The following is an 11372-nucleotide window of genomic DNA, read 5'->3' as shown; positions in this document are numbered from 1 at the left end:
GCAACAGGTTTTTGATTCTCTCCCACTGGTCATCTCGTAGTGCGTATCGGCGTGTCATCCTTTTTCTGTTATTTATGTTTTCTTCAACAGTTTTGATTCCAGTTTATCTAATTGATGACACACCCTAGCTGAGAATTAGTTTAATACTTGTATAGTAAACATTCTGTGGCAATAGCGCGATTGATGTGAATAACTAAGCTTTTACATTACTACATATAGTTAACTAAACTTAACAAAAAATATCAGTTTTGACTTAAAAGTTTTTTATAAAAATCATTCTTATAGATACAAAAAATGAGGCATTAAAGTATGCCTTGTTTAATCATTTATAATTATTAGCAATTATCAACCACATGAATATAAAAATTAGCAAGCTGAATATAAGTGAATGCAAGGCTTTCCAAACTTTTATACACATTATTTGGAAACTTAAATGCAGAATTAAGTGTATTATTTTCAACTAAAATAATACATAATTAGCCTGTAATTATTATTACTTATTTTAAAAACTTTTTTCTAGTAAAATTACTAGTTGCCAAGCAAGTATTACTTATATATTTTATTAATTATACAAAAAAATGAGAGATGATATGGTGCATAAATCTTTTGTAATAAAAATAATCTTTACATAATAGAAACTTGCCTGACTAATATTTCTATCATTAATAATGATAAAAATACTTTAAGTTGTTGGCTCACCACAGCTATGATTCATGATTCTAGGCATATCATCTGGTGTCGTATAAATTTAGAGTTTCCAGAAAATAATTGCACATCTAGATAAGTTTTTAGTGAATAAAATTCGTACTTATTTAAAATAAGCTGTACTAGGTGGACTAAGATTAATCTAATTATGAAGAACACTTGTTTAAATATTATCTATTGAAATGGTCAACAAAACTCGTAGAAAAAATCGTAAGGATGTCAATAAGCGTATAGATGAGGGATGCGGACAAGGTAGGGGAATTGATTACAAACCAGCAATTCATATAAGTGATTTTTCGTCTAAAGGTTCTTCTTTACAAAGTTTGGGTTGGAAAACTCGAAGAGAACATCACTTACTTAGCCAAATTGAAAGTGACTATTTCTACTTACTAGAATGGTCGCCTATTGTTATAGATATCCGAGAGCAGTTTCCTTTAGATATCAAAGAAACTTTGCTTATTGCCGAACAGTGCGGTTACAATCACCCAGTTAATCCTAATACTGGAGAACCTAATGTAATGACAACGGACTTCGTTATCACTATTCAGGGAACTGCCAATGTAGGAATTCTTGATCAAGCTAGGACTGTCAAACCGTCCGATAAATTGCAGGAAAAGCGGACTTTGGAAAAGTTAGAAATTGAACGTCGTTATTGGAAATCCAGAAATATTGATTGGGGTATAGTAACTGAGCAAGAAATTCCAAAGATATTAGTAAAAAATATAGGGCTATTGCATGACTGTTTCTTTATCGAAGACCTTTTGCCTCTGTCCGAAATATTGATTAGTCAAATTACAACTCTACTTACTAAAGGTGTCAGTGAAAAAAAAGTTTCACTGATAAATTTAACTTCTGAGTGTGATTACAAACTTGGTTTGGAACCTGGTAATAGCGTTAGGGTTGTTCGCCATCTTATTGCTAATCGCAAATGGTTAATTGATATGAGTGAACTATTAGAAACTCAATTCAGAACTGAATTAAAATTTTTGGTTAATCCTACTCTTAACTTTGATAAAGAGAGGAATTACGGATGAATCTGTATGAAAATATGCTTATTGAAATACAGGATAATTACGGACGTAGTTTATACATTATCAGACTGCTATTTATTGATTCATCAGGCACTGATGTGTTTACAATAGATATCAACAATAAAAAAGCTTTTCCTGTTTTGCAAAAAGTTAAAGAACTTGAAGATGCATTACTCGAAAAAAAAGCTTTTATTTTAGACAATGATCCCTACGCATATTTGTTTCGTTCTGAAGACTTAATTCCTGAAAGTCACCGTAATTTTAGAGAGAACGCATATAAAAAAATCGCTTTAATTGTTGAGAGTGGCTACTTAGCTTTCTTTCCTTCTGAGCGAGGTTTATTAGTTAAGCAGGCAATAGATCTGACAGGAAGTAATAAGCCAACAATTTACCAATTCTTACGATGGTACTGGCAAAGAGGACAAAAACCAAATGCGCTTTTGCCCAACTATGATAATTGTGGCGGGAAAGGTAAAAGACGGAGTAGCACTAAAAAATTGGGAGCTCCTAGTAAGGGAAATAAATTAAAAGGTAAACCGAGTGGCATTAATGTAAATGAGCAAATAGAGTTAATTATTGTTAAATGTGCAGAAATTTATCATGAAAAGAAGAGATTAAGTCTCAAAGACGCTCATCAGAAAATGCAGGAAAATTATTTCTCTTTTAAAGTCAAAGATAAAGATAATAATGAAATTCCTATTCTTCTACCTGAAGAACAATGCCCTACTTTGAGACAATTTTGTTACTGGTATTACAAATACCGAGACCTTAAAAAATCGCTGATAGCTCGTGAAGGCAAAAAACAATTTCATCTCCGTTATAGAGAGGTACTAGGTGATTCAAGCAATATAGCTCCTTTTCCAGGAGCACTTTGGCAAATTGACTCTACTATAGCTGATATTTACTTAGTTAGCTCTTTAGACAGAAGTCGCATAATTGGACGACCTGTTCTCTATTTAGTTGTAGATATATTTTCCCGGATGATTGTAGGTTTTAGCGTCGCTCTTGAGGGCCCAAGTTGGTTAGGAGCTTCTTTAGCTATTGAAAATGCAACTACAGATAAAGTAAAGTTCTGTCAAGAATTTAATATCCAAATTGAAACAGACAACTGGCCTTGCCATCATCTTTGTAAAGAATTGAAAACTGACCGTGGTAGTGAATACTTAAGCGATAATGCGAAGGCAGCAGTCAGAAATCTTAACATAGAAATATCACCTACACCAGCAAATAGACCTGATTGGAAGCCTATTGTAGAAAGAATGTTCCGGTTAATTAATGATGAGGTCATTCACTGGCAACCAGGGGCAGTTTGCAAACCCAAAGAAAGAGGTGAAAGAGATTATCGACTGGATGCTATTTATACTCTCGATGAGTTCCGGGTAATAATAATCCGCCTCATTCTTTACTACAACAATTTCTACTGCTTGACCCAGTACTCGATGACAAAATACATGATTCAAGATCATGTACAGCTTACTCCATGTGAATTGTGGGAGTGGGGAATTCGTAATTATGGCCGCCCTCGTATGGAAACGCCTGAGATTATTCGTTTAAATCTTTTACATAGAGGAAATGCTAGTGTTACTCGTCGTGGTATTTGTTTTAGAGTTCCTGAGCTTGATTTGCATGATCGTCTGCGTTACACCTGTGAGTCTGCCAACAGAGAACAATGGTTTATTAAGGCAGGTTTGAAAGGCAATTGGAAGGTTCCCATAGCTTATGACCCTCGAAAGCCACAGGTAATTTACTTGCTTCTTGATAGTGGCAAAAAAATGGAGGTTTGTGAACTGCTACCCGCTAGTCAAACTTTTTCAGACAATAGCCTGGAAGAAATTATGGATCATTTGGCAGAGCAGGAATTTATTAATCAGAAAACTAAACAAAAGCAAAGACAGGAAAAGGCTATCCTCAATACTCATTTAGAGCAATCTAAAAAAGATGCACAAGAGAAAACTGACCAAGCTCGTCAGGGTAAAAGTAAACAATCTCTAACTGAAGCAATACGAGCTAATAAACAATCTGAAAGAAATGACGAACGAAAGAAAAATGCTCGTATTCTAAGGAATGAACAGGCTGATGTATCAAGTAAATTGATTTCTTCCCAAGTTGATAATCAGCATCAAGAAAATGGTAGAAGCTATGTACCACAACCACAAGAAACTGAAATGTTAAATGAAATTATTGAGGAGTTTTTTGCAAATGAATAATTTTAACAATTATGAGCCTCCACTTCTATCATTTAGAGGAAAAGAAATTAATGCAATATATAGCGACCCTGAAATTCCTAAATATCGTGATAACCCCTTAATTGAAGCTTTACCAAAAATTATGACAAAATCAGAGGTTGCTAAGAGTCTGGCATATTTTCCTAAATACAGTGAAGATACAAGAAATGAACCAGATCATTTGCGCTATCATTATATTCAAAATACATTAGAATTCTTTATACCTCTTGGTATTCACCTTGATTTAGAGCAAAGAATTTCACGAATTATTAGAATAGGATACCAAGCAAGAAATCCTATAACACCAGGCTTTTGGTGTAACATTAAGCATTCACTCGATTTAATTGATTCTAAAGGATTTGTACCGAGGCATCCTCGCTCAACAGCAAAGAGTATGGTCATCATCGGTATTAGTGGTATTGGCAAAACTACAGCAATAGAAGAAAATTTATTGCTTTATCCACAAATCATTAATCATAGTAATTATCATGGCAAAAATTTTACTTTAAAGCAAATAGTTTGGTTGAAGCTTGATTGTCCTCACGATGGTTCAATTAAAGGACTGTGTAAAATGTTTTTCTTGGCAGTTGATGACATTTTAGGAACTAATTATCACGAGAGGTACGCCAAAGGAAGACATCAAACGGTAGATGACATGATTACTAATATGGCACGCGTAGCATCTATTCAATCATTAGGAATACTCGTAATTGACGAAATTCAAAACCTCAGTCGTCTAAAAAGCGGTGGCTCTCAAAAAATGCTCAGTTTTTTTGTACAACTAATTAACACAATCGGCTTGCCAGTGATTCTAGTAGGAACCTATAAAGCTTGGTCAGTTTTAAACAGTGAATTTCGTCAGATTCGTCGAGGTACAGGTCAGGGTGACATCGTTTGGGATTCTATGGCAGAAGATGATACTTGGCAAATTTTTGTAAAATCCCTTTGGCGATATCAATATGTGCGGAAAAATTGTCCTCTCACACCAGAATTGAGCCATACCCTTTATTACGAGTCTCAAGGTATTACTGACTTTGCCGTTAAGCTTTATATGCTGGCACAAGTGCGGGCAATTTCAAGTGGGAGAGAGATAATTACACCTTCAATCATCCAGTCAGTCGCTAAAGATTCTATTCGAACTGCAAGACAAATTTTGAATGCCTTGAAAGAGAAAAATCATCAAACTAAGCTAAGATTACTCATGGATTGTGAAGATGTTACGCCAATTGATATTGAATCTTTTATAGAAGAGACAAATTTATTAAAGGAGCATATTTCATGCAATGATAATTGTGATAATCAAATTGAAATAATGAACGCTGAAATGGATCAAATGCATGAAGTTGAGCCAGAAAAATCTTCATTAGAAAGACCTAATTTAGAAACAAAAATACCACAAAATAATATTTTCGGTAAGTCCAATACGAAAACCACTAAAATCTCAAAATCAAATAATATAAATTTAAAAGATACTCTGCCAGAAATAGTTACCAAAAAATCTTCAACAGGTATTTTGGCTTATGAAATTCTCAAGCAAGCAGGTTATATAAAATTTCCGACTGAATATGAATTACAGGAAATAGCAAAATGATTGGATGGTTTCCAGATCCTTATCCCGATGAACTATTTTATAGTGTTTGTGCGCGGTACTTTGAGCGAATGAGTTATAGCAATGAAATTTATGTTACTCAGGAACTTTTTGGGAAAAAACTTACTTCTTTAAATGTGTATTTAGCAAATAATTTAGATTACCTGATTAAACATTTACCATCAGGACATTGTTATAAAGCCGATTATTTAATTGATAATCATACTCTGTTACCTTTTTGCAGCCCTTTCTATGCACCATATATAATCAAAAAGATTAGAAAGGAAATAACACAAAATACCACAAAATTTACTTTCCACAAACCACGAATAACCTACAATGACTATTATTCTCCTGAATTATTAGAATTACTGCGTTGTGAGTTAGCAGAACAAACTAAAAATTGTTGGCTTATAGATATATTCATTTTTGACGGTAAAATAAGAAATCCTTTATATTACTTACTTTTAATTATTTTTCTAGGATATACTTCTAAAAGCTTCTTTAATATTTTTGATGGCAAAAGTAAATTTTTCAAAGAAAATAATGAATTATGTAGTAATCAATATTGTAGATATTTTCAAGACACAACATATCAAGAAAATCCAATTATTATTTCTAATAATGATGTTAATATAGCAGAGTGTTACTGCAATTCTTGTGAATTTATATATAAACCTTTAGAATTGTGTAATGTTAAAGACGATGTATTACCTGTGTCTAGCAGAAGAACAAAATATGGCTATTATTGGGAATTAGGATTAAAAACCCTTTGGAATAATCACTCTATTACTATTGCAGAAATCGCTGAGGAACTTGGTGTTAGGGAAGAGACAATTGAGAAACAAGCTATTTACTTAAAATTACCTTAGCTATTTGTGTTAACAACAAGTAAGTTAAAAAATTAATTTTTAATTTAAATTTGGTAGAGCCTTAGATATTATTAATAGTAGTAATACAGTAACAGAAACGGCTGATTAAGTTTTAAATATTCATCTTAAGCCAATAGATAAATTTCTTAATTTTATATATTTAGCGAATCCAATGCTTGGCTTTTTTCCTGAAGCATACCCAGATGAGTTGTTTTACAGTATTTGCGCTCGCTATCAAGAGCAAATGAATTATTCCAGCCAGATTGCAGTGGTACAAGATTTATTTCAAACAAAAAATGCAACTGCAATCTTTGACCTGCCCAGCAGACTACAAAAGCTAATTGCTGCTTTACCGTATGGACATTCTTACACAGTTGATCAATTTATAGATAATCACACTCTGCTACCCTTCTATAGCCCTTTTCTCCCATTAGAGCGACTCCAACTAATTCGGGAGGAGATGGCTGGGGATAATGGCTCGAAAATTCATACACGCTTGGGAATTGTGGCTGGATTTATTGAAATGCCTTATTACCTGCGTTTCTGTCCAGTGTGTATGGAAAATGATCAGAAGCATTTTGGTGAGTGTTACTGGCATCGTCTCCATCAATTATCAGGTGTTGAGGTATGTCCCACTCATGAAGTTTTTTTAGAAAAAAGTAGTGTACTAACTCACAATCGCAGACGCATCTCTGAATTCTTCCTCTTAGAGAAGAAAACCCAAACGGTATCTCCTCGTCCAGTAGACTCCTCAAATATGACTCACAAAATTTTGTTGAGGATTGCTAGGGATATAGAGTGGCTTCTAAATTATTGCCGTATTGTACCTGGCTTAGAAGCTTTGTATGAGAAATACCTCTGTTTAGTCAAGAATAATTTAAAATTAGTCACTTATAAAGGCAGAATTCGTATTCAAGAATTATTGAAAATATTTAAAAATTCCTATCCTGCCAAAATTTTAGATTTGCTTCAATGCCCGCTAGATGAAAAAATTCGTGACAATTGGCTGGCTCAGTTAGTGCGCTACCCTCAAAGGGTACATCATCCCTTAAGGCATCTACTATTAATTCAATTTTTTGGATACACAGTACAAGAATTTTTGGAACTACAACAGATATACAAACCCTTTGGGGATGCTCCCTGGCCATGCCTTAACCCTGTTTGCGAATCCTTCAAACAACCAAAGATAAACGAATGTCAAATTACATATAATCAGGAGAATTACAAACCATCTGCCACATTTTCTTGTACCTGTGGTTTTGTTTACTCCAGAACAGGTTCTGATAAATTACCAGAGGATCAGTTTCGATTCTCGAAAATCAAGGTTTACGGTTCTGCGTGGGAAGAGTCACTAAAAAACTTTTGGGAAGACCCGTTACTGACTCTCAAGGAAATCAGCGAACATCTAGGTGTCAGAGTCAAGACAGTGCTTCGTCAAGCAGATAGGTTAAATCTAACCTTTCCCCGCCCTAATACTATGGCAAGGGCAACTGAGCTATGTCCCTCACTTAAACGTCGTGTAATCTTGCCTACTCTTCCTCCAGCAAATATTTCAGAAGACTACCGCCAGCAGTGGTTGAATGTAATGGTAACAAATCCTGGTGCGGGAAGAACACAATTACGCAGCAAGATACCAGCAGCTTATGGTCATTTATACAAATATGACAGGGAATGGCTAAAGGAGCATTTGCCACCACTACAAACAAACAATGGTACTCCTGCTGTAGACTGGAATAGCCGAGATTTGGAAACAGTGGCAGCAGTCAAGGTAGTTGTACAGCAATTAAAGCAGGATGGTGAACGCCCAATTTGGATTACTAAAACAGCGATCGCTAATTTTCTCGATCATCCAGCAAGCGCTTGGGTTAAAAGACACCTTCAAAAACTACCGTTGACAAAAAAATTATTAGTTGAACTAGCAGAAACAAGAGAAGAGTTCGCGGTCAGAAGGGTATTATGGGCAGCAAATATGTTTCGCCAAGAAGATGTATGTCCCCAGAGATGGCAACTAGTACGTCGTGCAGGTCTAAATGCTAAAACCAGGGAATTGCCATTAGTCAAGGATGCCATTCACTCCGCTTTAGAGTCTTGTGCTAATTTGCTTTATTTTCAAAAAAGATGATTATTAAATTCGGATTTTGCTTATCTGATCAATAAGTGGGCGATAGATAGTATTGTCTAAATGTTCTGTATACCAATCTTGATAAGTTCCGTCCATTAAATGTTGTTCAATCAGCCGAGCTTCTTCTAGAAGAGTCCACAGGTTATGAGTTGCTCGGTTCCAAAAGCCCATACTTCCACCTGCCTGAAGACCAACAATACCATACATTTTGCAAGCTGGACATTGGCATTCTTCAAGTTGTTTAAACTCATCTTGACTAAGATTACGACCCTTCCATTTCCCCAATTGAGCAATTATTCGCTCCCCAGTTCCTGGCAATTGTATTATTCCACGAGCAGCCCGATTGCGCCACCCACTTGAGTCCACAGAATTAATTTCTAGTAATGCTGCTATATGCAAAGTTGCTGTACCACCTATGCCAAATACATGAAGTTTTTTATCTTTAAATTCTTCTCGAACGTGCTGAAGATTTTCTAAAATTTTTTGATAAGGTATGGCTTTTGGTGCGCGTAGTAAATTGGGGACAATACCACCTAATGCAATCCCTGCTTTTTGCCGTAATACTTTATTTTTCTTTATTGTTCTAACATACTCTTCTAAAAAATTACTAACGTGAATCACAGGAATAAAATGCTTATCTTTATAAGCAATATTCATTTTTGTTGTCAGAGTAAAGCATTCTTTTTGCTCAGACAATGACATTTTTGGAGTGGGTATAAAATCTTGGGGAATTGGACACCAGTCGGGTTTCGCACCTTGGACAAATTCTTCGTAATCTTTTGTTACTATTTCTCCACCGCGACTAATGAAGTAGAACGCTCCGTTATCAAGGTAAAGCTTTACTTCTTCTGGGATGCCAAGATATTTTCTAAGACCTTGCTCTATAACTTTACGTCGAAGTACAGGTCTTTGATGAAATTCGGCGTAGGATACCATAACTGCTTGCAATTGTGGAAGATAATAAGGAGAATTTTTATCCCACACGCGAGGTTTGATTCCTTTCAGACTGATGCCAGCAACAATTTGCATTAACAGGCGACCTGAGCAACTAAATGTAGTTTTGCATAGACTTATACATTACTAGCAATTTAGTATTTTTAGACTAGACAGGTTCTAACAGTTTGACTTTTGAGGCTTGATTGACTAACTCGATGGAATAACCATTTGAAAAAGCACAGGAGAAATCTTCTAGGTGCGACACTAAAATAATGCGTGCTAGTCGATGTTGTAATTCGTTAAGTTCTTGAATCATATCATCGCGCCCGTTTTTGTCCAAACTACCAAAGCCTTCATCGATGATGACTGACTCGATGTGGCGTGCGCCTTGCCCTGCATATTGACCGATCGCTAATGCTAAACTAACGGCAACTCTAAATCGCTGACTACCACTAATTTGGGCGATTGGTGTGGGATACGATCCAATTTCTTCGTTATATGCCACTAAATCAAGAGCTTTGCTGGATTCTCCACCGGATTCTTCCACTTCTCCACGTAATTCCAATCGCATTTTTCCGCGTGATAAACCGTCTAAAATTTCATTGGCAAGCTGCACAATAGCTTGTTCTGCATCACGTAACAATTTTAATTGCAGCCCTTGTTTCCCATTACCTAGCAATTCGCAAAGTGTTTTGTATAAGCTTTGGTTGCGTTCTGCATCAAGCTTTTGTCTTTCGATTTGCTGGTACAGCTTGCGTTTACTAATTAGTTCATTCAAGCTAATTTGAGCTTCTTGTCGGTTTTTATCAAAAATGTCTCGCTCGGATTTAGCAGTTGTAAGTTCTTGCTCAACTTCTTGAAAAGCACGTTTTGCCTCGTTAGGCAATTCTTCAATCCGGTTAGTTAAATTCCTAATTTGTTGCTGGAGAAAGGTTAATGATTCACTAGCAATATTTAATTGGCTTGATAATTTTTCGTAATCTGTTAGCGTTTCCTTTTCATTAGCTAACTCTTTTAGCTTTTTATCATCAAGGTTTGTTATTGATTCTTGCCACTGCAATGGTAAGCTTTCTAAATCAGATTTTAAGCGACGTTGAATTTCACTTTGAGAACCTCTTTGATCACCTAAATTGATTTCATACTGTCGTAATTTCTGTAACAAGTCATGAATATCTTTATCGATTTCTTTAACTTGATTAAGTGTCAGTGTTTGTTCTTCTTTGAGTGTTTTAAGTGTTGATTGCAGTTCATTTTGCAATTCTTGTAATGTATTTTTTTGGCTACGTGCTTCTTGAGCCTCAGATAGTGACAATTTTTCCTCAAGTTCCATGAACTGTTTACTATAAGTCTGTTGTTCGGTATTAAAGCGATGCCACTCAGAGAATTGATTACGTAGCTTGTTGAACTTTTGAGTATGAGTTTGTCGATTACCTAGCAGTTGATTTAGCTCTTCCAAATCTTCTTCTGTTGGGTAACTTGTATCAAGCCAGCCGAAATCATCGTTTATGACATATGGAGAAACATTTACCTGATAAGCATCTGGCAAGTTGCTAAATGCATTATTAATTTGTTCCGTATACTGTTTAGCATCTCGTTCTGCTTGAATCCGCTGACTTATATTTTCGGTAAAATTATTGTTAATAACTTTAAGTTTATTGTTTTTTCAACTAACTCATCTCGTCGCACCCAGAAATGAAACTGTTCTGAAGTAGATTCTTTTTGTGGCGGTGATGCCACTTTACCGATAATTCTGATACTAAGACTACTATAGGACTAGTATTTGATTTCTGAAAAAACTCCGTACATCTGAAGAGACATAAAATCAAAGGTAGTGTTTCGGATAAACCATTCAAACATCCACTTTAAATGAGAGAATGTTGGAATTAAAGCACA

Annotated in this window: 7 protein-coding genes and 1 pseudogene; 5 read left to right on the top strand and 3 right to left on the bottom strand. The window is 35.3% G+C overall.

Going from position 1 to position 11372, the window contains the following annotated elements; translation table 11 throughout:
- Positions 1-887 precede the first annotated feature (887 nt).
- From H6G75_RS32000 to H6G75_RS31980, 5 genes are all read left to right on the top strand, one after another.
- Complete coding sequence (locus tag H6G75_RS32000) at positions 888-1739, top strand: TnsA endonuclease N-terminal domain-containing protein (protein WP_199338107.1); 852 nt, start codon at positions 888-890, stop codon at positions 1737-1739.
- Positions 1736-3943, top strand: a complete 2208-nt coding sequence (locus tag H6G75_RS31995; RefSeq protein ID WP_190983892.1) for a DDE-type integrase/transposase/recombinase — start codon at positions 1736-1738, stop codon at positions 3941-3943. Before H6G75_RS32000 ends, H6G75_RS31995 begins: the two co-directional genes overlap by 4 nt.
- Entirely contained in the window at positions 3936-5552 is a 1617-nt protein-coding gene (locus H6G75_RS31990; RefSeq protein ID WP_242051721.1) for an ATP-binding protein, read from the top strand. Before H6G75_RS31995 ends, H6G75_RS31990 begins: the two co-directional genes overlap by 8 nt.
- On the top strand, positions 5549-6421 hold the full coding sequence (locus H6G75_RS31985; protein WP_190983890.1) for a TnsD family Tn7-like transposition protein: 873 nt from the start codon (positions 5549-5551) through the stop codon (positions 6419-6421). The genes H6G75_RS31990 and H6G75_RS31985 overlap by 4 nt, the downstream gene beginning before the upstream one ends.
- Positions 6422-6593: 172 nt before the next feature.
- The gene (locus tag H6G75_RS31980) at positions 6594-8543 is read left to right on the top strand and encodes a TnsD family Tn7-like transposition protein (RefSeq protein ID WP_190983889.1); all 1950 of its coding nucleotides are present in this window, start codon (positions 6594-6596) and stop codon (positions 8541-8543) included.
- 3 nt (positions 8544-8546) lie between these two features.
- Here the strand turns inward: H6G75_RS31980 and H6G75_RS31975 are convergent, their stop codons facing one another.
- The 3 genes and pseudogenes from H6G75_RS31975 to H6G75_RS31965 form a co-directional block, all read right to left on the bottom strand.
- A complete protein-coding gene (locus H6G75_RS31975) occupies positions 8547-9572 on the bottom strand; it encodes a hypothetical protein (protein ID WP_190983888.1) in 1026 nt (341 codons plus the stop codon).
- A gap of 73 nt (positions 9573-9645) precedes the next feature.
- On the bottom strand, positions 9646-11025 hold the full coding sequence (locus tag H6G75_RS31970; protein WP_190983887.1) for a hypothetical protein: 1380 nt from the start codon (positions 11023-11025) through the stop codon (positions 9646-9648).
- A 227-nt stretch (positions 11026-11252) separates the two neighbouring features.
- Positions 11253-11372 (bottom strand): annotated as a pseudogene (locus H6G75_RS31965) (IS630 family transposase); the annotation flags it as partial.

Source organism: Nostoc sp. FACHB-280, from assembly GCF_014697615.1.
Classification (GTDB): Bacteria; Cyanobacteriota; Cyanobacteriia; order Cyanobacteriales; family Nostocaceae; genus Nostoc_B.
Note: the sequence above shows the minus strand (reverse complement) of the source record. Positions and strands in the feature narration are given on the sequence as shown.

Coding starts and splice junctions, on each gene's coding strand:
- H6G75_RS32000 (WP_199338107.1), top strand. CDS start 888: ATGGTCAACAAAACTCGTAGAAAAAATCGTAAGGATGTCAATAAGCGT.
- H6G75_RS31995 (WP_190983892.1), top strand. CDS start 1,736: ATGAATCTGTATGAAAATATGCTTATTGAAATACAGGATAATTACGGA.
- H6G75_RS31990 (WP_242051721.1), top strand. CDS start 3,936: ATGAATAATTTTAACAATTATGAGCCTCCACTTCTATCATTTAGAGGA.
- H6G75_RS31985 (WP_190983890.1), top strand. CDS start 5,549: ATGATTGGATGGTTTCCAGATCCTTATCCCGATGAACTATTTTATAGT.
- H6G75_RS31980 (WP_190983889.1), top strand. CDS start 6,594: ATGCTTGGCTTTTTTCCTGAAGCATACCCAGATGAGTTGTTTTACAGT.
- H6G75_RS31975 (WP_190983888.1), bottom strand. CDS start 9,572: ATGCAAATTGTTGCTGGCATCAGTCTGAAAGGAATCAAACCTCGCGTG.